The sequence below is a fragment of the Enterobacter cloacae complex sp. P47BA genome, from assembly GCF_014930485.1.
In the GTDB taxonomy this organism is placed as follows: domain Bacteria; phylum Pseudomonadota; class Gammaproteobacteria; order Enterobacterales; family Enterobacteriaceae; genus Enterobacter; species Enterobacter bugandensis.
The window spans coordinates 17,313-41,853 of sequence record NZ_JADBRF010000026.1 but is presented as its reverse complement, the minus strand read 5'-3'; the positions used below and the strand labels follow the sequence as shown (position 1 = coordinate 41,853).

The window sequence follows — 24,541 nt, the reverse complement described above, 5'->3', positions numbered from 1 at the left end:
GTATTATAGGCCCGGTAAGCTTGCGCCACCGGGCCTACGTTCAGACATTCAATACGTACCCATACAGCCGCTTAATCCCGTCCGCATCCTTCTCGCTGTAAACGCCCTGCAACTCCGGCGAGAAGCCCGGCAGCATATTAATGCCCTCTTCCAGCGCCAGGAAGTAACGCTGTACCGCCCCGCCCCAGACTTCTCCCGGCACCACGCAAAGCACGCCTGGCGGGTACGGCAGCGCGCCTTCGGCGGCAATGCGCCCTTCAGCGTCACGAATACGCACCAGCTCCACGTTCCCGCGAATGTACTCCTGGTTGGCATCCTGCGGGTTCATCACTACGGCGGGCAGGCTCTCCTGGCGGAACATCGCCTTCTGTAGATCCTTCACGTTAAAGCTGACGTAGAGATCGTGCATCTCCTGGCACAGTTGACGGATCGTGTAGTCGCGGTAACGCACCGGGTATTTTTGGTAGATGGTCGGCAGCACGTCAGCGAGCGGCGTGTCGTCTTCAATATGCTGCTCAAACTGCCCCAGCATCGCCACCAGCTGCGCCAGCTTCTCGCTGCTTTCGGCAGGCGTCAGCAGGAACAGGATCGAGTTGAGGTCGCACTTCTCCGGCACGATGCCGTTTTCGCGCAGGTAGTGGGCGAGAATGGTCGCCGGAATGCCGAAATCGGTATAGTGACCTGTTTCTGCATCAATGCCCGGCGTGGTCAGCAGCAGCTTGCACGGGTCGACGAAATACTGCTCGCTCGCATAGCCCTCAAACCCGTGCCATTTGGCCCCCGGCTCGAAGCTAAAGAAGCGACGCTCGATCGCGATGACCTGCGTGGGGTGATCCTGCCATGGCCGCCCCGCCACTACCGGCGGGATAAACGGTTTGATCATATGGCAGTTGGCGATGATGGCCTTGCGCGCCTCAATGCCCAGCTCAACGCACTCCGCCCACAGCCTGCGCCCGCTCTCGCCCTCGTGAATTTTGGCGTTCACGTCCAGCGCCGCAAATAGCGGATAAAACGGGCTGGTGGAGGCGTGCAGCATAAACGCGTTGTTCAGCCGCTTGTGCGGACAGAAGCGCGCCTGACCGCGGATGTGGTTATCCTTTTTATGGATCTGCGACGTTTGCGAGAACCCGGCCTGCTGCTTGTGCACCGACTGGGTCACGAAAATACCCGGATCGTTCTCGTTAAGCTCCAGCAAGAGCGGAGACGTTTCCGCCATCATCGGAATAAACTGCTCGTAGCCCACCCACGCGGAGTCAAAAAGGATGTAGTCACACAGATGGCCGATCTTGTCGATCACCTGGCGGGCGTTGTAGATCGTCCCGTCGTAGGTGCCCAGCTGAATGATCGCCAGGCGGAACGGGCGAGCCTCCTCGGCCTTTTCCGGCGCCGCTTCGCGGATCAGATCCCGCAGATACGCGTCATCAAAGCAGTGCTCGTCGATCCCGCCGATAAAGCCAAACGGATTGCGCGCCGCCTCAAGATACACCGGCGTGGCGCCCGCCTGGATCAGTGCGCCGTGGTGATTAGATTTATGGTTGTTGCGGTCGAACAGCACCAGGTCGCCGCGGGTCAGCAGCGCGTTGGTCACCACCTTGTTGGCCGCCGACGTGCCGTTCAGCACAAAGTAGGTTTTGTCCGCGTTGAATACTTTCGCCGCGAACTTTTGCGCGTGCTTGGCGGAGCCTTCGTGGATCAGCAGATCGCCCAGCTTAACGTCGGCGTTGCACATGTCGGCGCGAAACACGTTCTCACCGAAGAAATCATAGAACTGTCGCCCTGCCGGGTGTTTTTTGAAAAAAGCCCCGTGCTGGTGGCCTGGACAGGCGAAGGTGCTGTTGCCCATCTCTACATACTGGCTCAGGGTATCGAAAAAAGGCGGCAGCAATTCCTCTTCGTAACGGCAGGCGGCGCTCTCAAGTTCCAGAAACTCCTGAGCTTTACCCGAGATAATCGCCGTGACGCCATCAGGCATCTCTCCAGGCTCTTGCGAGAACATAAACACCGGTAGCTGAAAGCCCGTACGCTTCAGCAACGCGAGAATGCCGCTGTAGCTTTCAACAACGGTAATGACGACTGCCGCCACATCGGTGAAATCGGTGTTATCCAGCGTCACCTTTTCACGGTGCGTAGAAACTTTGGATACCAGCTCATGGCTGACGGCAATTTTCATGGTTTTCATAAGCGCAAATACCCTCACCGAGCGGTGAGACAGGGAGGAGAAAATTCGCGCAATCATGTCACTTTTTATTTTCACGTGCAAGAAGGAATCAGTATGCACGAAACCACCCAAAGCTAAGGCTCGCGCAGCCCTGACGTGCCATAATAATGCAATATCAATGAGTAAATAACAGGAGTTAACTGTGGTTATCGGGCCATTTATTAACGCCGGAGCCGTATTGCTGGGCGGCGTACTGGGCGCAGTGTTGAGTCAGCGGCTGCCGGAGCGTATCCGTTCATCCATGCCCTCTATATTCGGCCTGGCATCTTTAGGCATCGGCATCCTTTTAGTGATCAAATGCGCCAACCTGCCCGTCATGGTGCTGGCTACACTGCTCGGCGCACTGATTGGCGAATTTTGCTATCTGGAAAAAGGCATCAATAGCGCGGTGGGCAAAGCCAAAAACCTGATTGCCCGACCGGGCAAGGCGAAACACGGCACGCACGAGTCGTTTATTCAGAACTACGTCGCCATCATTATTCTGTTTTGCGCAAGCGGCACCGGGATTTTCGGCTCGATGCAGGAAGGGATGACGGGCGACCCAAGCATATTGATTGCAAAAGCGTTTCTCGATTTCTTCACCGCCACCATTTTCGCCACCACGCTCGGCGTTGCCGTTGCGGCGATTTGCGTGCCGATGCTGCTTATCCAGCTGGCACTGGCTACCTGCGCCACGTTAATTCTCCCGCTCACCACGCCGGCGATGATGGCAGACTTTACCGCCGTCGGCGGCCTGCTGCTACTGGCTACCGGGCTGCGCATCTGTGGAATCAAGATGTTTGCCGTGGTGAACATGCTGCCCGCATTACTGCTCGCCATGCCGCTCTCTGCGCTCTGGACGCACTTTTTCGCTTAAGATTGCGGCGAAATGGCGAGAGATTGCGCAGTCTGTAACGAAAACAACATTTTTCGTTGACGGCAACGGGCAGATCGGGTTTAATGCGCCCCGTTGCCCGGATAGCTCAGTCGGTAGAGCAGGGGATTGAAAATCCCCGTGTCCTTGGTTCGATTCCGAGTCCGGGCACCACTTATTTATAACCCTCGCTTCGGCGGGGGTTTTTGCTTTCTGAGTCAGCAACTCGTTGTTTGAACAGATAGTTACACCCTTATCTCTCCTCCGGCCCCGCTTCCCGGTGGTACAACTGGCGTGTTTACCGCCTTTACCGCCACACAGAAGCAGAAAAACCTGACCTTCACCGATCTATTTGAGCATTACAAATGCACATATCAACTGGACAGAGCCCGACAGAGCGGCATCACGTATCCGTGATTACACCCCATCGGCTAACTGTTTTATTAGAATGATTGGTGGTAAATCCATCCGGGACATCCTGAAAAGTGACCTGTCGGCGTTCCGTACACTGCTGGAACAGTCCCAGGCTAACCGCAGTAAAGTAGGCCGAGGAACGAAGCTGTAAAAAGCGACTTCTACTTCAGACACCGTAACCACATTGCTACTATATTGTGTGTGCGTTGGCACGCATGGCTGTCAGGGGGGCGTTTATCAGTCTAAGCAGAGGCCGGTAAAGCAATTGAGAGGAACTACAATGGATGCAGCATTACTTAACATGATGCGTTCAGGTGGAAGAAATAAAGCCTGGGCGGAAACGATGGTGAATATGGAAGCCAGGAAACTGGTAAATACAGCCAACACTCTGTCGGCTTTTCATCTCAGCGATAGTTTGACTCGAATGAAGTTTGTTCAGGAAATTCGGGACCTCATAGAACATCAGTTTACGTTAGCTCGTCGGGCTAAATCAGATGAAGAATGCATGGAATGCGTTAAAATTCTCAGAGAAGAAAACAGTAACCTGCTGGAACAAGCGCGTTTATTAAGAACGAAGGCAGCGAAGCTTTACGCTAAAGTCGAGTTTATCCGAGAGAATAACAAAATTGTTGGGTATGTGATCTCGGCTGTTAGTGTTGTCCTGGCCGGTGCTGAAATAGCCGCAGGATTTACCCTCATAGGCACTATGACCCCTCTCGGAGTTCTTGCTGGTGCGATTCTGGTTACTGACGGGGCAAACAGCATCAGTAAAGAAGTGGCTCGCTACGCAACTAACAACACTACCAGTGAAGGGCTGGTCGCGAATGCCGCGATGTCTACAGCTGAGTTTATGGGCTTTAGTCGTGAGAATGGGTTAGGTGTCTACAAATCAATTTCACTGGCCGCTAATGCGTACACCATTTTTGGCTTGTTACAGCGACCTGGTACCTGGCGACTGTTTCGTTATCTCCCTGCTGACTATTACCGAAAGGTGAGCACACTGAGCCGCCCGCAGCTTACAATGAAAATAGCGGGTTATGGCCTGAAAGCTAAGATTATTTTTGATCTGTTGTCCGTCAGCGACCCGTCCCAGAATTAGTCAGCATTTTACGATAACGCCAGGATTTATAGCCAAGTTTTGCTGGCGTTATATACCAGATGAAAGGTAGTACAATCAATAACGTGAGTGCAAGTGTCAGGCTTGTATCCTTGGATGCAAGTAAAAGAGTTAAAGCCAGTATGATGAAGGCAATAATAGTTATCCACTTCATAGCCTTAAAACGATTGGCCAGATCATGAGTTACGCTATCAAACGAACCACCGTAATTTTCAATATTGTTTTTTAGCTTTTGAATATCTCGTTTGCTAAAACCTGATTTTAAAAGTGCCTCTTCGCTGGTCATTCTGTTATCCGTCCCATAACTCATTGAAACCTGTGACGAAGTTTAACTTAATTTGGCGGATAAATCGCTACCTGACGATATTCATCAAATTAATATATATCAACGAGTTGAAGATATCTTAGAGTATACTCTCGAAAACTGACATTATTGCCCACTGCGGAACTTCGCTGGTAGCAACTCTAATGACTCCTTCGGGGCCGTTTCCAACATCTCCCGCCCTGCCCTGTAGAAGCAACATGCAGATCACCACAGGAGGCTGAATCATGCACGATGAAATCATTAATCAGGCCCGCGAAATCCTCCCTCAGCGGCTCAACCATACCGACACATTGGCATCACAGCAGGACACCGCGAACTATCTGGCCCTACAGTGAAGCGCAATGCTGCTATTATCTATTCCCCTATCCACGACACCCGGACCACTGCGTCAGTAGCGCATGCAGTTTAGCCGGCTCCAGAGGCTTACGCAGCACCAGATACCCTTCCTGCTCCGCCTCCAGCAGAACAGGCGAATTAAATTCGCCGCTGACCATCGCGCCGCTCATGTCCGGCAGACGTTCAAAAAGCGCTTTCAGGATGTCGAAGCCGCTTTCGCCGGATCGCAGGCGCTGGTCGCACAGCACGGCGAACGGGGTGAAGCCGTCGTCGATGATGGCGAACGCTTCTTCAGCGGAGGCCGCGCAGCGCACGTTGATTCCCCATACGCTCATCAGGCTCTCCCAGGCTGACGTCACCAGCGGGTCGTCATCGACGACCAGGCAAGAACCGCGCAGCGGCGCATAGCGTACCGGCGCAGAGACGTTGTTATCGGCGGGCGGGGTGTCCGTCGCGATCTCTTCGCCAGCATATTGAGTGAAGCGCATCCAGAAGCGTGAGCCTTTACCTTCTATGGATTGCATCCCGTACTTCACCTTCATCAGCCTGGCACAGCGGGCAACCACGGCGAGGCCCAGCCCGTGTCCGGCGCTGTCGATCTTCCAGGCCAGTTCGGGGCGGTAGTAAGGGGAGAAGATTTTACCTTTCTCGTCATCAGCGATACCGACACCCGTGTCCCACACCTCCACCAGGCACTCGTCACCGCGCGGTCGGATGGCAACCAGCACGCCGCCCTGCTGCGTGTAGCGAAGGGCGTTTTGAATCAGGTTAATCAGCGATTGTCGCACCAGCAGCGGGTCGCCCATCACGTGGATGCGGCGTTTGGGTCGACGGGTGGACAGCCTAAGTGCACGGCTATTAGCCTCTTCGCGAAACAGCGTGATCACCGAGTCGAGCAGAGCGCCGATATCCACTTTGGTAGGGGCTGTGAGCACTTTCCCGGATTCAATCTTGCTGAGGTCAAGCAGAGAATTGAACATCAAATGCACCGAGCGAACGCTCTGCTGAAGGTCAAGCAGCTGGGGCGTCAGGCTGTCGTCCCGATTTCGGTGGATAATCGCTTCGATCAGAAAGCCCATGGCGTGTACCGGCTGACGCAGGTCGTGGCTGGCTGTCGTCAGGAACTGATTTTTATCCAGCAGCGCCTGCTCCGCTTCCTCTTTGGCCTGACGAAACTGTTCTGCCAGGCGTGAGCTTTTTTCCTCAAGCAGCGCTTGCTGAATAAAGTACGCGTGCGACGTTAATGCATGGCGGTAAATGGCGAAGCCGTACAGCAGGTTCAGCATCAGCACAATGAATATCAGCTCGTCCAGCCGCCAGATGATGCCGATATTCAATACTCCCCAGGAGGCGAAGAAAAAGCACGTAAAAGTGCTGATGACTGGCGTCAGATGCGTCGCATTGGCGGCGACGATGGCGGCAATACTGATATTAAGGAGCAGGAAAAAGTCAAAGTTCTGCGTCTGCGGAGTAATTAAATAGAGAGATGAAATCCCCAGCCCGTGAATAAAAGCGATCTTATTTATGCACGGAAGCCAGCGGCGCAGGACGTCCTCTTCATCATGCTCTTTCACTTCGCGCTGGTAGCGTCGGTGCAATATGCGGATTGCCACGGCACATAGCAGGTAAATAATTATCCAGATAATGGTTGGGCCAAGTTCATCGCCCAGCAAATAGATCCAGATGGCAAAAGGAATACCGACAAATGGCACCGCGCTAAAGCTGAACACCAGCCGCAAAAAAGTGTTGTTTAGCAAACGGATCTGCGCGGGAGATGAGATACCATCTTTCTGTAAGCTCTGGAAAAACCTCATTCTGATGATTCCCGCTTGCCATGCAGAAGCGTGATGGCTTCGACCCGGCTGTTAACGCCTATCTTTTTCAATATATTGCTGATGTGTTCTTTGACCGTGGGCTCAGAAATTGAAAGCTGCGCGGCGATTCGTTTATTTGGCAGGCCGCGCATAATCATATTCAAAACGTCTATTTGTCGCGGCGTTAAGTTAAATTTACTTAACTTCTCATTATTCGATTCAACGGGAAAATCGTTTCTCTCAGGAAACCAGGTCAGATTATCAAGGAGTGCACAAACGGCCCGTGAGAACATTTCAGGCGGTTCGCTTTTCAATACAAATCCGTGTCCCCCGGCGGCGTGAACTTTCTGCCAGATGTCATTATTGTCGTCCCCGCTGACCACCAGGAACCGTACCTGTGGGTAATGTTGTTTTACTTCTTTGAGTAATTTCAGTGCCGTTCCGGACGAAAGCCAAAAATCGATGACCAGCAAACGCGGCGGGCCATTATCCCTAATTTGACGGTAGCAATCTTCCTCATTCGTCACCACGCTCGCCTGCTTAAAATGGCAATGTGAAATCAGAAAATTAGCGATGCCGCTTGCTACCAATGGATGGTCATCAACGACCAACGCATAATTCTGCCCCAAAGGATCCTCCTTTTACCTTCGCATATCTGAGTGTACAGATGAATTATTATCTACCCACCCTACTTTAGGAGGGTTTTTTCGATTAGGAAAGGGAAATATATTATTCGCTGATTTGGGTAATTGAAAACATAAATACAATCAGTGAAATTAACTGATTGGATATCAAGGATAATTTATGAAAAAACCACTCATCTTTTTAAGCGTTACGTTGATGCTCGCCGGTTGTTCCACGCTAAAAACCGATCAGGCTATTCCACTCCTGCAGGCGGAGACCGCTAAAATGCTGGGGCTGGGCTCATCGGATGAAATAACCGTGACCAATGTTAATGGCGCCCAGCCGGACGCACTGGGAGGGCAAAAACTGTCTTATCGCGCTACGACGGAAAAAGGGCGTATTTTCGATTGCTCATCAATGATGATGCCGGGGATTTTAGGATCCGCCCCGACGCTCAGCGCACCAACCTGTACCCCTGTTGTCACGCATAAATAATTAACGGCAAATGAAAAGGCGTACATAAATAACGCCTTTTATATTTTCTGACGTATCTGAGTTTTCATAAAAACGATTTTCCAGACATCACGCTAATGAGTACGGAGATAGCCCGTGAATAACTCTACATCGCATGCTTTAGCGGTTAAGACGCCGCTTTCCAGACTTTACCTCGCTCTATTTTCCGCGCCACTGTTACTGCTTTCACCTGCCGATTTCGCGCGCGCAGCCGATGCCATTTTTGATGGCGAGGCGCGTATAACCGAAACGCTGGGTTACACCGGAGATGTTTACGTTGGACGTAATCAACCCGGAAACCTGCTGATCGATAATGGCAAAATCACCGCCTATAACATCAACATCGGTCGGCTGTTCGACGGCCAAATTTATGAAAGCGTGGTCACGGTCCGTGGGCCAAACGCTGAGCTTAACGCAGTGAACGATCAGTACGTCCTGCGCGGCGACCTGAATCTTGGCCTCGGCACCCTGCGAGTCGAAGAAGGCGCGCTGGCCAGCGCAAAAGAAATTGTTGTCGGCACCACCCGCGGCTACGACAGCCACCTTATCGCCACTGGCGCCGGCTCTCGCGTGACCAGTAATTTTCTCAGCGTAGGTACCGATCTGGGGGCACGCTCCACACTGGCGATTGAAGACGGCGCGGCGCTCAGCACCGCCTACGATGCGCGCATCGGCAACGGTACCGGGCCGGGTGAAACCGACACGCTAAGCCCGAAAGCCACCGTCACGGGGAGCGGCTCACAGTGGAACGTTGGCCGTACGTTGACGCTATATGGCGACCTGGACGTGCTGAACGGCGGTGCGGTTAACGTTGGCGGCGTGCAGGTGGCGGGCGTCTCCGGGGCAGGTAAAACCGCCGAGCTGGTTATTGCGGGCAAAGACTCGCGCTTTACCAGCGGCAGCAGCGTGAGCGTGGGCGATTATGGCAATGGCGTGCTGTCGGTGATTGACGGCGGTTCATTTTCCGCTGGCAGCAATACGCTGATTGTGGGGACCTCGGGTTCCGGCTCGAACCGGGGTGCGCTCATTGTCGGCAGCCGCGGCAATATGGACACCGGAACGGGTTTAACTGAGCCAACGCTTGGCACAGCGGGCGGCGCGGGTACTCTTGATGCGAATACGGCAATCAGCCTGCGCGGCGGGCTGTTCGGCAGCTATGTCTACTTCAACCATACCGACGAAAATTACGTCTTTAGCAACAAGATGAGTGGCGAAGGTGAAGTGATCAATACTTCCGGGCAGACAACGCTGAATGGCGATCTTTCAGCCCTTCAGGCGAACGTGACCGCGCGCGGTGGCAAAGTCATTATCGCCAGCAACATCAACACCCAGCCAGAAGACGATATTTTTGATATTCAGACTCTTAGCGCCGAGAACGGCGGGACGCTGATCCTCAACGCGACGGCGGGATCCGACGTTAGCGACGGGCTGGGCTACAGCAGCGCCGCCTCAATCAAGGCCGGCGGAACGCTGGGAGGGAACGGCACGCTGGGCCAGACCGAGATCCTTTCCGGCGGGCATATCTCGCCAGGGGATGGCGATATCGGCACGCTGACGCTGAAACGTTATCTGAATTTTGTGGGTGACTCTTTCTATGACGTCGATATCGCCGGTGATGGCCGCAGCGACCAGCTGCTGGTCGCAGGCAAAACGACCATCAGCGATCGGGCTCAGGTACAGGTCACCGCGCTGGATCCGCAAACCAGCTACAAAACGGGCCAAAGCTATCGCATTTTAACCTCCGACGGGGGAATTGACGGTCAGTTCGCGGGGGCGGTGTCCAAATCCGCCTTCCTGGACGTGGCGCTCAACCAGAGCACCAACGCCGTCGATCTGACCATCGCGCAGAAAGAGACCGGCGGCGAGAATCCGGGAGGCGAAAACCCGGGAGGTGAAAATCCAGGAGGAGGAAACCCGGGAGGTGAAAATCCAGGAGGAGGAAACCCAGGCGGTGAGAACCCGGGCGGAGAAAACCCTGGCAGTGAGAATCCGGGCAGCGGCAAGCCGGGGATTTTCCAGACCGTCGCCAAAAGCAGCAACCAGTGGAATACCGCCGGCGCGCTCTCCACCCTGACGCAAAGCGGCCCGTCGCTGGCGCTGTATAACTCGCTGCTGGTACTCAGCGCGCCGGAAGCGCGCGAGGCGTTCAACCAGCTGTCCGGTGAAGTTTATCCGTCAATGCAGTCCAACCTGATCGCCGGCAGCACGCAGGTGTTTAACGTCTTAAACCAGCGTATGCAGCGCGCGTTTGATAACGACAGCCTGCCGATACCACCGTTAGCGATGTCGCTGGTGCAGCAGCCGGAGCCGCAAAACAATGGCGTCTGGGGCCAGACCTTCAGCTCCTGGAGCCGAAACGACGGCGACGGTAACGTGGGCAAGCTGGACGGCAACACCACCGGCTTCCTGCTGGGGGCAGATCGCAAGCTGGCGGATCATAACGTGCGTGTCGGTGGCTACTTCGGCTACAGCCGCGGTGATTACGACGTCGACAGCCGTCGTTCCTCAACGGATACCGATAACTACCACCTTGGCCTGTATGCGGCGGGTCAACAGGATGCGTTCTCCCTTCGCGGCGCGCTGGGTTACACCTGGCACAAGATCGAAGGCGAGCGCAGCGTTGATTTCAGCGGCTTCTCGGATCGGCTGAAGTCGGATTACGACGCCAACTCGCTGCTGGCATTCACCGAAGCGGGCTACCGCTTCGGCCAGCCTGATATGAATATCGAGCCGTTCGTCAATTTATCGTACATTCGACTGCATACCGACAGCTTCAGGGAAGACGGCGGTGCCGCCGCGCTGAGCGTAAGTAACGAAACGATGAACACCTTCTACTCCACCCTCGGGGTGCGCGGTGTGACCGAGCTGCCGAAGAACGTGAACCTCTACGGTTCGTTGGGCTGGCAGCACGCCTATGGCGATAAGAATACCTCTTCGCGCATGGCGTTTGCGGGCAGCGACGCGTTCATTACTCAGGGGCAGGCCGTGGATGAGGACGTGATGGTGGGTGATATCGGCGTGAGCGTACAGCTGTCGCGTGCTGCGACGCTGGATGTGGGTTATCAGGGGCAATATGGTGCGGATACCCGCGTCAACTCGGTTAACGCTAATCTGCGCTGGTCGTTCTGAATTATTTCCAGTAAAAGAACCCGCCCTTGTGGCGGGTTTTTGCTTTTAGGCTCTCAGGAATTCAGGGATCGTTCCCAACCGCGTCCAGCAGTTTGTTTTTAAAGATAAACAAACACGCCTCGTTGAAGTTCTCCGCCCCCAGGCGTTCCGACAGCGCTGTCCGCTTGCGATAGAGGCTCTTCACCGACGTGTTCAGCTCATCGGCAATCGCTTCCATCGACATCCCTGCCCTCAACAACCGCAGCATGATCGCTTCGTGCGTGCCAAGCCGTAAGTTAAGCAGCCATTTGGTGGTCAGACGCCTGCCCTTCATATTGAGCATCAGGTTAAATAACGATGCCATATCCGGCGCCGTAAGCGACGTGTTCATAAACAACTTCATACTGAGTAGATTCTCCTCGCGATGTCGCATATCCAGCATAACGCAGCAGATCGTTTTTTTTGTTCTGGCCGGATGGCGTATCAGGTAATCATATAAACGGAGCGGAGAACGGCTATCAATCAACACAGAATATTCATCTGCACCGTTATCAAATATGTTTCTGTCAATCGAGTCGAGCAGGATAATATCCGGGAAAAATAGCCTCATCCCCCTGACAAGATAGCGATCCTGGGTCACTAACACTATTGAAGTTGCCACTAACCATCCCTTTTAGATTAAAGCAAGAGCGCACCTTCAGAAAGAAGGCCGCCTTCGTTTTATAGCGCTGTAATATTAACGACAATATGTATTCTGGCGTTGAACATCCCTCAATACAGACATTGATGAGTAAGACTTCCTGTAGACTTTCATTCAATGGCTGGCGTTAATTATAAATAAAAAACAATCGCAGAAAAGTCACTTCGCTGAACATTAAGACTTTTTGTCATGAAACTTCCCAAACATGCACCAGAAAGTACTTTAATTGCTACAATAAAACCTCGCCAGGAATATAAACAAACTCAAAAAGACATAAATAAAACACATTAATATCAAATAGTTACAAATACATATTCAATTCAAAATAATCACAAAAGACATCTCATTCCAGAATTATCCCAAAACTACCCCTCTGCTTTTCACCATATTTATCCGGCAACATATCAGGTGTACATTACCTTCCACCCAGTTCCCAAAGAGGAGGTTCCATAATTACCTTAAAGTAAGTACCCCATAACGTAACTGCATTCAGATTTAATGTTCTCATTTATGGCCTTTAACGCAGAGTTAAAAGGCGGCCGTGTTATGCAATGGATTCATGATAAACAAATGGCAAATAGATATGGAAAGATCGCTTCGCTTCAATACGTTATTCTTTTATCGCGCCCCAGGATTATTGTTTCTGCTATTTCTGTTTCCTGTTCTCGTTCAGGCAACGGAATCCGTTTATGAGCAACAGATTCAACAGGCACGTAACGGTAATTACACGCCGTTTCTCAATTATCTTCAGCGGTATCAGCAACAGCATGCTCTGACGCCCGAGCAAGTGGCGGACTGGTTACAGGTGGCTGCGTGGGCAGGTCGTAATGACGAGGTGATTCAGCTCTGGCAGCGCTATGGCATTTATATGCCGCTGCCCGCTCGCGGCGTTGCGGCTGTCGCGCAGGCCAGAAGAGATCAAAAAGCGTGGCAGCCTGCCTTATCACTGTGGAAAGAGGCGCGTAACCTTGCGCCACATAATGACGATTATCGTATCGGCTATATCAAAACCCTGGCCGATGCCCGCATGGATACGCTCGCTCTGCAGGAAGCCCGCCAGCTGGTGACGGAGGATCCCTCTCCGGCGCATCTTCAGACGCTTTCGTACGTCTGGTTACGCCAGGGAAAAAGCTGGGATCGGCTTTTAGCGGACACGCGCGCGCTGACCCTTGCGCCGGAGAATAACGCGCTCCTTAGCGAGTTGATTGACGCGCTAACGGATAACCGGGTGAGTACTCCCGCGCTGATGCTGTCACAAAGGGTAACGCTGACCCCCGCGCAGCGCCGCCGTCTGGAGCTTAATGCCGCCGCAGAATGGGTTCGCCTTGCCGACGTGCCTGGCAGAACGGAAAAGGAGCGCCTGCAGCTGGCGCAAACGGCACTGAATCGTTACGACGCCCTGCTCTCACGCTGGCAACACGAACCGCAGGCAGCGGAAGACATCATCCTCGCCCGTATCGACAGGCTGGGTGCGCTGTACGCGCATGGCGATTACCCGCAGGTCATCCGTGAATATCAGGCGCTGACGGAGGCGCAGCATCCGGTGCCGGGCTGGGCCATCGGCTGGGCGATCTCCGCGTATCTGCAGGAGAAAAACGCCACTGCCGCCTTCTCGCTGCTGCAACGCTATCCGCAATACGCCGCCGATCCGCAGGACGAGGAGCATGCGCTTTTCTACGCCTGGCTGGACACGGGGCAGTATCAAGCCGCTCGCCAGTACGTAGAGCGCCAGACCCGCAGCGTTCCGTGGACCCGCTACGATTTCGGCTCGCCCACTCCGCAGCCCAACGATCGGTGGCTTACCGGGCAGTCGCTCAAATTTAACTATTTGCTCTCAACCAACGCCCTGCCGGATGCGGATAAGCTGGCGCACCGTCTGGCCACAACGGCGCCGGGCAATCAGGGGCTGCAGATTGACTATGCCACCCTGCTTCAGGCGCGGGGCCAGCCGCGCGCGGCCGAGCAAGCGTTGAAAAGGGCGGAGGCGCTGGAGCCATCTAATCTGGAGCTGGAACAGCAGCAGGCTTACGTCGCCATGGATCTGCAGGAGTGGCGCCAGATGGATTTACTGGCCGACGACGTGCTTGCCCGTGCGCCCGTTGCTCGCAGCGCCAGGCGTCTGGACAGGCTCAGAACGGTGCATCACATGTCCGAGCTGCGCCTTAACGCAAGCAAGGGCTTGCACTCCGATAACCCCATCAGCGGGACGCACGACCTGAACGGGGATGCCACGCTCTATGGTCCACCGGTAGCGGATAGCTGGCGGCTGTTTGCGGGTACCCGCTATGCGCAGGGTAATTTCGATGAAGGCAAAGGCACCAGCCGTCACCTCCTGGGCGGCATCGAGTGGCGTCCTCGCGACCTTCAGCTCGAAGCCGAGGTATCCAGCAACCGCTATCACGGTGAAAACAAGCCGGGTGCTCGCCTCTCAACTACGTACTTTTTCAATGATAACTGGCAGGTCAGCGGCAGCCTTGAACGCTTATCCCGCACCGCGCCGCTACGGGCATTACGCAACGGGATTAGCGCCAACCGGGGTGAAGGCGGGATCCGCTGGTATCAAAACGAGCGCCGTGAGTACCAGTTCAGCGCCGCCGTCAGCCGCTTCTCAGACCATAATCGCCGACAGGAATACACCCTTACGGGTAAGGAGCGTCTCTGGCAGACCCCGACCCTGACGCTGGATCTTGAACCGGGGATCGCCGCCAGTAAAAACAGCCTGCGGGACACGCTCTATTACAACCCGGCGCGGGATCTGTCCGTGACGGCCGCCCTGTCCGTGGACCATGAGATGTACCGCCATTACGACACCCTCTGGAGCCAGCAGTTGGTGGCGGGAGGCGGCAGCTACTGGCAGAAAAACCAGTCCGTTGGCGCCATCGCCCTGCTGGGCTACGGGCAACGCGTCCAGTGGAATAACGTCATTGATACCGGCGTGATGCTGAACTGGGATAAACGCCCTTACGACGGCAAACGCGAGAGCAACCTCTCCGTCACGCTTGATGCGACTTTACGCTTTTAAGGATGAATATGCTGAACACACGTTTTTCCGTGAGCCTGATCCTCATCGGCTGGCTCTGCCTCAGCGCGAGCGTCTGGGCGCAGGCGATCTCGTTCGTTGCGCCCAGCGAGCGGCCGCAGCCGGAGGCGAGCAAACCCTGGCCGCAGAACCAGTTTCTGGTGCTGGCCTACCACGACGTCGAAGACGATGCCGCCGATCAGCGCTACCTCTCCGTGCGCACCAGCGCGCTAAACGAGCAGATTAGCTGGCTTCTGCACAACGGCTATCACGCCATCAGCGTGCAGGACATTCTGGACGCGCATGACGGCAAAAAATCGCTGCCGCCGAAAGCCGTTCTGCTTAGCTTTGACGACGGCTACAGCAGCTTCTACACCCGCGTCTGGCCGCTGCTTAAGGCCTGGAACGTGCCTGCGCTCTGGGCGCCGGTGGGCAGTTGGGTGGATACGCCAGCAAACCAGAAGGTGAACTTTGGCGGCCTGATGACGCCCCGGGATCGCTTCGCGACGTGGGACATGGTGCGCGAGCTCAGTCGGTCTCCGCTGGTTGAGATCGGATCGCATACCTGGGCCTCGCATTACGGCATCGTCGCCAACCCGCAGGGCAGCCGCGAACCGGCCATCGCCAACCGCTTTTATGATAAAGCGACGGGGCGCTATGAAACTGACCAGCAGTTCAGCCAGCGGATCGGCGATGACGTCCGCAAGGTGACGGAGAAAATCGCGCAGGTGGCGGGCAAAGCGCCGCGCGCCTGGGTCTGGCCTTACGGTGCCGCCAGCGGTACGTCGCTCGCCATCGCCAGGCAGCAGGGCTATCGGCTGGCCTTTACCCTGGAGGACGGGCTGGGTGACGTGCGCAATCTCGGTAGCATTCCCCGTTTGCTGATCGCCGGCAACCCCTCGCTCAAAGCGTTTGCGAGTTCGGTCAGCCGGGTTCAGGAGCACGATCCCGTGCGCGTGATGCACGTCGATCTCGACTACGTTTACGATCCCGATCCGGCTCAGCAGACCCAAAACATCAACAGGCTGATCCAGCGGGTCTACGACATGAAAATCAGCCACGTCTTCCTGCAGGCGTTTGCCGACCCGCAGGGCGACGGCAGGATCAGGGCGCTCTATTTCCCCAACCGCCGGCTTCCGGTCCGGGCCGATCTCTTTAACTTCGTATCCTGGCAGCTGCAAACCCGCGCGGGGGTGAAGGTCTACGCGTGGATGCCGGTGCTCTCGTTCGATCTCGATCCTGCCCTGCCGCGCGTGCAGCGCCGGGACGATCGAACCGGCCAGCTGCGCGAGGCCAATGAGCCCTACATCAGGCTTTCACCGTGGGACCCGCAGGTTCGCCTGCAGGTGACGGAAATCTATGAAGATCTGGCCCGCCATGCCAGCTTCAACGGGATCCTGTTCCATGACGATGCGGTACTGACGGACGTTGACGCTGCCGGGCAGGACACGACGCGCCAGAAAAGCCGGAGGCTTATCGGATTTACCCGCGCTCTGAGCCAGGCGGTGAAGCACATCCGCGGCCCGCAGATAAAAACCGCGCGCAATATGTTCGTCCTTCCCATTCTGCAGCCCGAAAGCGAAGCGTGGTTTGCGCAGAATCTCGATGATTTTCTGGCGGCCTATGACTGGACGGTGCCCATGGCAATGCCGCTGATGGAGTCCGTTCCGGCGAACGAGAGCAATGCCTGGCTGACGCGTTTGATCAAGGCCGTCGCCGCGCGGCCCGGCGCGCTGGATAAAACCATTTTCGAGCTGCAGGCCAGAGACTGGGAGCAGAAGCCGCAGCGCGCCGTCTCCGACAGTCAGCTTGCGGCGTGGATGCGCGTCCTCCAGCTGAACGGCATCAAAAACTACGGCTACTACCCTGACGATTTCATCAATAACCAGCCTGATATCTCGCGCATCAGGCCCGTCTTTTCTTCCTACTGGTACCCTGACAATGACTGATCGCATAATCGCCTTTTCAATTTTGTGTCTGGTATTCGGGCTGCCGTTAGGGGTAGCCGCCCTCTTTACCGGCGAGCTGATTCTGGATTTTGTCTTCTTCTGGCCGCTGTTTATGTCCGTGCTCTGGGTCACCGGCGGCCTCTATTTCTGGTTTCAGCTTGAACGCCGCTGGTCGTGGGATAAAGACACGCCCGCCCCGACGCTCGCCGGCGAGCCGCTCATCTCAATTCTGATCCCCTGCTTCAATGAGGAAAGAAACGCCAGAGAGACCATCAGCGCCGCGCTGGCTCAGCGGTACGAGAATATTGAAGTGATCGCCATCAACGACGGCTCGTCTGATAACACCGCGCAGGTGCTGCAGCAGCTGGCGCTGGAGCAGCCGCGCCTGCGGGTGATTAACCTCGCGGAGAACCAGGGAAAAGCGGTGGCGCTCAAAGCCGGGGCGGCGGCGGCCCGGGGCGATCTGCTGGTCTGCATTGACGGCGACGCCCTGCTCGACCGCGACACCGCGGCCTATCTGGTCGCGCCGCTGATTCAGTATCCCCACGTCGGGGCGGTTACCGGGAACCCGCGCATTCGCACGCGCTCCACGCTGATTGGCCGCATTCAGGTTGGCGAGTTTTCGTCCATCATTGGGCTCATCAAGCGGACGCAGCGGATCTATGGCCGGGTCTTTACCGTCTCCGGCGTCATCGCCGCCTTTCGCCGACAGGCGCTGGCGGACGTCGGGTACTGGAGCCCGGACATGATCACCGAAGACATCGACATCAGCTGGAAGCTCCAGCTGCGCCACTGGGATATCTTTTTCGAGCCGCGGGCGCTGTGCTGGATCCTGATGCCGGAGACGCTGAAGGGCCTGTGGAAGCAGCGTCTGCGCTGGGCACAGGGCGGCGCGGAGGTATTTCTGGTGAACCTGCGCAAGATGGTGCGCTGGGAGCATCACCGCATGTGGCCCCTGTTTCTGGAGTACGCACTGTCAACGCTGTGGGCCTTCGCGTATGCGATAACGGTGCTGCTGTACATCATCAGCCACGTCGCGCCCATTCCCGCCAGGCTGACCGTTGAAACCCTGTTTCCCCCGGCGTTTACCGGGCTGCTGCTGGGCGTGATGTGCCTGCTGCAGTTCCTGGTCAGCTTGTACATCGAGCGGCGCTATGAGCGCAAGGTGGCCAGCTCGCTTTTCTGGGTGATTTGGTTCCCGATGGTCTACTGGATGATTGGTCTGTTCACCACCCTCGTCGCATTTCCAAAAGTCATGCTTAAACGTCAGCGCGCCCGCGCGCGCTGGATCAGTCCGGACAGGGGAAAAGGAAGCCTTCAATGAATGAAAATACCTTAATTTTGACTGAACATCGGTTGCTGCCACGACTTTTTGATGCCGCGTTAACCGTGGTGGCGTGGGGCGGGTTTCTGTTCTTCCTGTATGCCAGGCTGTGGATGCAGTTAACCGAGGAGAGCGACCACCGCTGGAGCGTGATTATTGCCTCCTTTAATACGGTGTTGATCTATTTGCTGTTCGCCGCGCTCAACGGCTGGCTGCTGATTTTGTGGTATCAGTACAACCGCCGCCGCGCGAACGTAAGACGACGTCAGCCGGGCTTGTTGCATCATGACGAACTTGCCCGCAGCTTTAACGTCTCACCGCAGCTCATCTCGGAGATGAGCCAGCATAACCTGCTGACGGTTTATCATGACCAGATTGGACGCATCATCGAATTGAAAACCAGCGCGCAGCAGGACGAGGAAGCGCAGTAACAAAAAGCCCCCACAGAGAATACCCTGCGGGGGCTTTTTTAGCGCAGATGCACGTTACTTATCCTTCAGTACAATCAGCGGCTCGATATCGCTCTCTTTTTTCACCACCAGCGAGTCATCACCGCGCAGGCAGGTCCCGCCGTAGTTTCCGCCCACGGTAAAGGTACAGACCTGAATGTACTTGCCGTCCACGTTTGGCAGGCACCACAGCTGCTGGTAGATATTTTTGCGGTCAACAAACTTGCCGCTGGATTTATCCAGCAGTTCGTCCTGGGCGCTGATGAGATCGATATTGCTGCCGCAGCGTCCGGCAATCGGCTTGACGGCGTATCCGGTCTGCTTCAGCAGGTCGTTCACCTCAAAATCGGTGTCGAGCAGGTAACGGTGGTTCGGGAACAGTTGCCACAGTACCGGAAGAATCGCCTTGTTGCCGGGAATAACGGTCCACAGCGGTTCAAAGACCAGCACTTCCGGTCGCAGCAGAACATCAATCAGGCGTACCTCGCCCTCAGGATGCCCGGTGCGGATCGGCACGGCGGCGTATTCGGTTTCGCTGACCTCGCGGATCTGCTCTATCGCCGTCTCCCACGCCCAGGTTTTCCACACGCAGTTGACGTGACGACCTTCGTCGTCAATCAGCTGTCCGGCGCCATCCCAGCTCAGCGCCTCCAGCCCGTGCAGGATTTTGGTCTCGAACCCGGCCTGCATCAGCGAGCGCTGGATAAAGAGCGCGTGGTAGTCCTCCTCGACATCGTTGTCCTGCATGATGTGAACGAACGGCCGCGCGTGGCTGTGCTTCCATGCGCCGGTCAGCTCTTCAAGCAGCCCTTCTGCCGGGTTATGCCCGCTGCCGCGATAGCCGTTTTTCACCCACTCTTCGAGAATGAGCCCGCCTTCAGTGTGGCAGGACGCGGAGTCGGCGTTGTATTCGTAAACCTTAATGCCGCGCTCATCCATGCAGAAATCCATACGACCGGTGATCATATGGTGGCGACGCCATTGCCAGGAGAGGCGCAGGCGCGGCCAGAGGATTTTCGGGATGTCGAAAAGCGCCAGCAGATTGTCGTCTTTCAGCACCTTGTCCGTCGCGTGCAGGTACATCAGGTGCAGTTCGTTGGTGGCCTTGATCAGCTCCTGCTCGGCGCTTTCGGTAATGGTGAAGTACTGGCAGGGATCTTTGTTGATCACATGGCCGTTCGCTCGGATATACGCCTGCTGCAGCGCGTCATTTTCGTTCAGCCATTTTCCGTCGAACTGACGTTTGTTTTTCAGCCGCGCGCCGCTGATTTTCAGCAATTCTCCGTCCGGTTCAGGCTGGGGAATGCTGTGCTCCGTGTCGTCCGTCTGGATCATCCAGCCGAGAATTTCGGTATCGCTGAAGGTGTCATGAAGGGTATAGCAGCCATTCTCCACGCTCAGACGCAGTTCGCGCGTCCACTGCTGTCCGAGCGGCAGCGGGGAGTGAATCACGTTCTGCTCCGCAATACGCACCTTATCGTCGAGAAGCTGGGTGATCACCGCCACGTGGCCGGTCTCGTGAAACTCGCCGCCTTTTTGCCAGATCAGCAGCGCCCCGGCGCGCGGTGCGCGCTTCGAGCCGTTGGCAAAAGCCTGAAGGGGCAGAATGTTATCGTTCACCACCTGGCGCAAAAAGCGCAGGGAGAAGATCTCCCACGCCATGCCGACGTCGGTAAACACGAAGCCATAGTTGAGGAACAGGAAACGGCGGGCAAACTCAACGCACTGCCACTTGTGGCCCATGTATTCGTTGCCGATATAGCTGCGAAAGTCCGCGTCTTCCGGGTAGTTACGCGGATCCAGACTGCCGTAATTTGATGAGTAAATCGCCACGCCACCCGGCGCATAGCCTAACAACGTCCCGAATGGCGCATCACTGCTTAACTTTCCTTTACGCATGTATCCAACCTAAAACAGGCAGGCGGCAATTTTTTATGGGTTGTCGTCGTCTGCACGTTGTAATTAACCTGACAGAGGAGCGTTTATCATACACCTGCGCGACGCGTGAATAACATTTAAAACAACCAGCATGCCGCGAAATGCCCTGGCGCAATCTCCTGCATCGCAGGCTCCTGCGTCTGACAAACCGGCATGGCGTGCGGGCAGCGGCTGCAGAACTTACAGCCCGGCAGCGCGGACGTGGGGCCTGGAATGTCGCCGCGCAGGGTGGCGTCTTCGAGATTGCGGATGCGCGGATCGGGCTGGGGAACCGCCGCCAGCAGCGCGCGGGTGTAAGGGTGTGCCGGGCGCTGATACAGTTCATTCGCCGGGGCCACCTCTACCAGTTTGCCGAGATACATCACCCCAATGCGGCTGGAGATATGGCGCACCATGGAGAGATCGTGGGCGATAAACAGATAGGTTAGCCCCAACTCCTGCTGCAGGTCCTGCAAAATATTCACCACCTGCGCCTGCACCGATACGTCCAGCGCCGAGAGCGGCTCATCGCACAGCACAAATTCAGGATGCACGGACAACGCGCGGGCAATACTGATGCGCTGACGCTGCCCGCCGCTGAACTCATGCGGGAACCGTTCAAGGTGTTCGTGCTTCAGCCCCACTTTGTAGAGCAGCGTTTCCGTACGTTCTCGCTGTTCTTCGCGGCTGTAGCCGTGGATCTGCATCGGTTCGGCCACCAGCTGTCGCACCGTCATACCGGGGTTGAGCGAGGAGTAAGGATCCTGAAAAATTGCCTGCATCCGCTTACGCAGCGGCTTGAGCTCTCTTTCGCGGGCGTGGGCGATTGCCTGTCCGGCAAAGTGGATCTCGCCAGAGGTAATATCGAAAAGGCGCAGTATGGCGCGCCCCAGGGTGGATTTTCCGCAGCCGGACTCCCCCACCAGGCCAAACGTCTCGCCGGGCTGGATATCAAAGCTCACGCCATCAACCGCCTTCCCGGCCACGCCTTTACGCAGCAAACCGCCGTTGAGCGGATAATGCTTGCGCAGATCGCGCACGCTCACTAATGGCGCCTGTTGTTCACTCATGCCTGAATCTCCTCGGCCCATAGCCAGCAGGCGGCGCGATGGCCCTCTCCGGCGGTGTAAAATACGGGTTGCCGTTCACACTGGGGCATGCGCTTCGGGCAGCGTTCCGCAAATGGACAGCCCGGCGGCGGGTTAAGCAGGCCAGGCGGCGAACCTTCAATGGGCGATAAACGTTGATTCACCTCATCCGGGCGCGGCAGCGAGGCCAGCAGACCCTGGGTGTAAGGATGCGCAGGGCGATAAAAAATGTCCTCCACGCTCCCCTCCTCCATCACCAGGCCGCCGTACATCACCACCACGCGGCTGCAGACCTGCGCCACCACGCCGAGATCGTGGGTGATCAGCAAAATCGCGGTCCGGGTCTGCTGTTGCAGACTTTTCAGCAGGCGCAGGATCTGCGCCTGAATGGTCACGTCCAGCGCGGTGGTCGGCTCATCGGCAATAAGAAGCTTCGGATTGCAGGAGAGCGCAATAGCGATCATCACCCGCTGGCGCATCCCGCCGCTGAACTCGTGGGGATACTGGTCGTATCGGCGTTCCGCTTCAGCAATGCCCACCTGATCCAGCATGGCTATTGCTGCCGCTTTGGCCGCTTTTTTCGACAGTTTTTTATTTCGCACCAGGATCTCAGACATCTGCTTGCCGATAGTGAGCACCGGGTTCAGGGCGGTCATCGGATCCTGAAAAATCATCGCGATCTCGTTGCCGCGAATGGCACGCATCTGCGCGGGCGTTTTCTGCGCCAGGTCCTCATTCTGGAAGCGAATGCTGCCGCCGGTTATCCGTCCGTTGCTCCCCAGAAGCTGGATAATCGACTTACAGGTGACGCTTTTCCCGCAGCCCGACTCGCCGACGATACCGACGAGTTCCCCCGGCTGAACCTGAAAGCTCACGCCACGCACCGCGTGAACCTCGCCCTCGCGGGTGCGGAACGTGGTTTGCAGGTTCTCAAGCGCTAATAAGTTACTCATCGCGATTTGCTCCCGGCTCAAAGGCGGTACGGAACACATCGCCCAGCACGTTAAAGCTGAACACCGTCAGCAGGATCAGAATGCCGGGGAACATCGCCAGCCACGACGCTTCGCCAATATAAGACTGGGCGTTGTTAAGCATGCTTCCCCATGATGCCGCCGGTGCCTGCACGCCCAGCCCTAAGAAGCTGAGCGTTGACTCCATCAGAATGGCCGAGGCGATATTCAGCGTGGCCGCCACGATAATGGTCGGCAGCACGCCGGGAATAATGTGGCGCACGATAATACGCAGCGGATGCTCCCCCGACGCGCGGGCATAAAGCACGTACTCGCGCTCTTTCACCGACAGGGTTTCAGCACGCACCAGACGTGACATGTTCATCCACGTCAGCAGGCTGATAATCAGAATGATGTTATCCACGCCCGGCTTGAGGTAAGCATTCACCACCAGCAGCAGGAAGAAGGCCGGAATGGCCATCAGGATATCCACGGCGCGCATCATCAGGTTATCCAGCCAGCCGCCAAAATAGCCGCTCACCGTTCCCACCACCGTGCCGATAAGCGTGGAAAAGAGCATGGCGAGAAAACCGACCATCAGGGAGATCTGGCCGCCGTACAGCGCGCGGGTAAAGTAGTCGCGTCCGTACTCGTCGGTGCCGAACCAGTGTGCGGCATCCGGCGGCAGCGTGCGTGCGCCGAGCGCCATCCGGTCCGGATCGTACGGACTTAACCCCGCACAGAGCGCGGCGACAACGAAAATAAAAAGCACAAACAGGGAGAACTGCGCCGGACGGTTACGGCGCAGCTGGTGACGAACCTGCTGCCAGCGTCTGCTCATCCGGGTTACCTCAGCGTACGAATGCGGGGATCGGCGAAGCGATAAAGCACGTCGGCGATCAGGTTACCGACGATCAGCATTATCGACGAGAGCATGATGATCGCCATAATCAGCGGGTAGTCCAGCGAGGCGATCGACTGGATCCCGAGCAGCCCCATCCCCGGCCAGGAGAAGACGCTTTCCGTCACATAGGCCCCCACAATCAGCTCACCGAACGACAATCCGAACAGGGTGATCACCGGCAGCAGCACGTTTTTCAGCACGTGGCGGAACAGAATGCTGGAACGCGTGGCGCCGTATGCCAGCTGGGTCTGCACGTAGTCGGCCGAGAGCTGCGAGATGGTGTTGGAGCGGATGTAGCGTACGTAGCTGGAAAGATTATAAAACGTGAGAGCAATACACGGCAGCACGCCGTGGCGCAGCAGATCCAGCGCATTATCTTCCATGCCGATGGTGCGCATCCCCATGCTGGGGAACCAGTTAAGCTGCACGGCAAAAACGGTGATGAGCAAAATGCCGAACCAGAAAATCGGTACCGAGATGCCGATATAGGCAAACAGGTTCAACAGGTGATCCAGCCAGCGGTGCTTAAATGCCCCCGCCAGCAGCCCCAGCGGGATCGCCAGCACGATAGCCATCAGCAGCGACGCCCCCATCAGCCCCAGCGTGGCCGGAATGCGTTCGCCGATCATCTCCAGCACCGGGCGGTGGTAAATCAACGAATAGCCGAGATCGCCCTGCAGGACGCTTTTCAGCCACAAGACGTACTGCGTGACCAGCGGCTTATCCAGCCCCAGGCTCTGGCGAATTCGCTCAATATCTTCCGGCGCCATACGCGGCGTGATGTACGCGGCCACGGGGTCGCCGGGCGCGAGCTTGACCAGCAAAAACGCCACCAGCGAAATAAAGAAAAGCATCGGCAGCAGCTGCAGCAGCCGACGCGTGAGGAGTGTGTTCACGACGTGCCCTTAAAAGGCCCCGA

The 24,541-nt window shown here is 56.3% G+C and carries 18 protein-coding genes and 1 tRNA gene; 9 read left to right on the top strand and 10 right to left on the bottom strand.

Annotation, left to right across the window (positions count from 1 at the left end; translation table 11 throughout):
• Positions 1–40: 40 nt before the first annotated feature.
• Positions 41–2,179, bottom strand: coding sequence for an ornithine decarboxylase (locus IM299_RS21140; RefSeq protein ID WP_193358057.1), 2,139 nt, complete (start codon positions 2,177–2,179; stop codon positions 41–43).
• A gap of 181 nt (positions 2,180–2,360) precedes the next feature.
• Between IM299_RS21140 and IM299_RS21135 the strand changes: the two genes are divergently transcribed.
• The 3 genes from IM299_RS21135 to IM299_RS21125 all read left to right on the top strand — a co-directional run bounded on the left by IM299_RS21135 (position 2,361) and on the right by IM299_RS21125 (position 4,584).
• Positions 2,361–3,074 (top strand): DUF554 domain-containing protein, encoded by a 714-nt coding sequence (locus tag IM299_RS21135; protein WP_028014391.1) that lies wholly within the window; start codon positions 2,361–2,363, stop codon positions 3,072–3,074.
• Between the two features lie 95 nt (positions 3,075–3,169).
• Positions 3,170–3,245: transfer RNA gene (locus IM299_RS21130), tRNA-Phe, on the top strand.
• A 520-nt stretch (positions 3,246–3,765) separates the two neighbouring features.
• On the top strand, positions 3,766–4,584 hold the full coding sequence (locus IM299_RS21125; RefSeq protein ID WP_193358056.1) for a DUF4225 domain-containing protein: 819 nt from the start codon (positions 3,766–3,768) through the stop codon (positions 4,582–4,584).
• Here the strand turns inward: IM299_RS21125 and IM299_RS21120 are convergent.
• The 3 genes from IM299_RS21120 to IM299_RS21110 all read right to left on the bottom strand — a co-directional run bounded on the left by IM299_RS21120 (position 4,562) and on the right by IM299_RS21110 (position 7,706).
• Positions 4,562–4,888, bottom strand: coding sequence for a hypothetical protein (locus IM299_RS21120; protein ID WP_045630641.1), 327 nt, complete (start codon positions 4,886–4,888; stop codon positions 4,562–4,564). The genes IM299_RS21125 and IM299_RS21120 overlap by 23 nt on opposite strands.
• Before the next feature lie 401 nt (positions 4,889–5,289).
• On the bottom strand, positions 5,290–7,077 hold the full coding sequence (locus IM299_RS21115) for a hybrid sensor histidine kinase/response regulator (RefSeq protein ID WP_193358055.1): 1,788 nt from the start codon (positions 7,075–7,077) through the stop codon (positions 5,290–5,292).
• Positions 7,074–7,706: a response regulator transcription factor gene (locus IM299_RS21110; protein ID WP_048957273.1), complete on the bottom strand. Its 633-nt coding sequence runs from the start codon at positions 7,704–7,706 to the stop codon at positions 7,074–7,076. The genes IM299_RS21115 and IM299_RS21110 overlap by 4 nt, the downstream gene beginning before the upstream one ends.
• 175 nt (positions 7,707–7,881) lie before the next feature.
• Here IM299_RS21110 and IM299_RS21105 point away from each other — a divergent pair, with 175 nt between their 5' ends.
• Positions 7,882–8,196, top strand: coding sequence for a lipoprotein (locus IM299_RS21105; protein WP_028014394.1), 315 nt, complete (start codon positions 7,882–7,884; stop codon positions 8,194–8,196).
• Positions 8,197–8,310: 114 nt separating this feature from the next.
• Positions 8,311–11,343, top strand: coding sequence for an autotransporter domain-containing protein (locus IM299_RS21100; RefSeq protein ID WP_049004522.1), 3,033 nt, complete (start codon positions 8,311–8,313; stop codon positions 11,341–11,343).
• 61 nt (positions 11,344–11,404) lie between these two features.
• Here the strand turns inward: IM299_RS21100 and IM299_RS21095 are convergent, their stop codons facing one another.
• Positions 11,405–11,932 carry a helix-turn-helix domain-containing protein gene (locus IM299_RS21095; RefSeq protein WP_048957271.1) on the bottom strand — a complete coding sequence of 176 codons (528 nt, stop codon included), beginning with the start codon at positions 11,930–11,932 and terminating at the stop codon, positions 11,405–11,407.
• 673 nt (positions 11,933–12,605) lie between these two features.
• Between IM299_RS21095 and pgaA the strand changes: the two genes are divergently transcribed.
• From pgaA to pgaD, 4 genes are read left to right on the top strand one after another with little or no spacing between them, the layout of a single operon-like run.
• Positions 12,606–15,044, top strand: a complete 2,439-nt coding sequence (gene pgaA, locus IM299_RS21090; protein ID WP_193358054.1) for a poly-beta-1,6 N-acetyl-D-glucosamine export porin PgaA — start codon at positions 12,606–12,608, stop codon at positions 15,042–15,044.
• Positions 15,045–15,052: 8 nt separating this feature from the next.
• Positions 15,053–16,990, top strand: coding sequence for a poly-beta-1,6-N-acetyl-D-glucosamine N-deacetylase PgaB (gene pgaB, locus IM299_RS21085; RefSeq protein WP_193358053.1), 1,938 nt, complete (start codon positions 15,053–15,055; stop codon positions 16,988–16,990).
• Complete coding sequence (gene pgaC, locus IM299_RS21080) at positions 16,983–18,314, top strand: poly-beta-1,6-N-acetyl-D-glucosamine synthase (protein ID WP_028014399.1); 1,332 nt, start codon at positions 16,983–16,985, stop codon at positions 18,312–18,314. Before pgaB ends, pgaC begins: the two co-directional genes overlap by 8 nt.
• Entirely contained in the window at positions 18,311–18,745 is a 435-nt protein-coding gene (gene pgaD, locus IM299_RS21075; RefSeq protein WP_045260787.1) for a poly-beta-1,6-N-acetyl-D-glucosamine biosynthesis protein PgaD, read from the top strand. Before pgaC ends, pgaD begins: the two co-directional genes overlap by 4 nt.
• A gap of 54 nt (positions 18,746–18,799) precedes the next feature.
• On the opposite strand, the gene gss is transcribed toward pgaD, so the two are convergent.
• From gss to IM299_RS21050, 5 genes are all read right to left on the bottom strand, one after another.
• A complete protein-coding gene (gss, locus tag IM299_RS21070) occupies positions 18,800–20,662 on the bottom strand; it encodes a bifunctional glutathionylspermidine amidase/synthase (RefSeq protein WP_193358052.1) in 1,863 nt (620 codons plus the stop codon).
• Positions 20,663–20,778: 116 nt separating this feature from the next.
• The gene (locus tag IM299_RS21065) at positions 20,779–21,750 is read right to left on the bottom strand and encodes an ABC transporter ATP-binding protein (protein WP_193358051.1); all 972 of its coding nucleotides are present in this window, start codon (positions 21,748–21,750) and stop codon (positions 20,779–20,781) included.
• Positions 21,747–22,721, bottom strand: coding sequence for an ABC transporter ATP-binding protein (locus IM299_RS21060; RefSeq protein ID WP_028014403.1), 975 nt, complete (start codon positions 22,719–22,721; stop codon positions 21,747–21,749). The genes IM299_RS21065 and IM299_RS21060 overlap by 4 nt, the downstream gene beginning before the upstream one ends.
• Complete coding sequence (locus IM299_RS21055; protein WP_023294546.1) at positions 22,714–23,559, bottom strand: ABC transporter permease; 846 nt, start codon at positions 23,557–23,559, stop codon at positions 22,714–22,716. Before IM299_RS21055 ends, IM299_RS21060 begins: the two co-directional genes overlap by 8 nt.
• A gap of 5 nt (positions 23,560–23,564) precedes the next feature.
• A complete protein-coding gene (locus tag IM299_RS21050) occupies positions 23,565–24,518 on the bottom strand; it encodes an ABC transporter permease (RefSeq protein WP_028014405.1) in 954 nt (317 codons plus the stop codon).
• Positions 24,519–24,541: the final 23 nt, after the last annotated feature.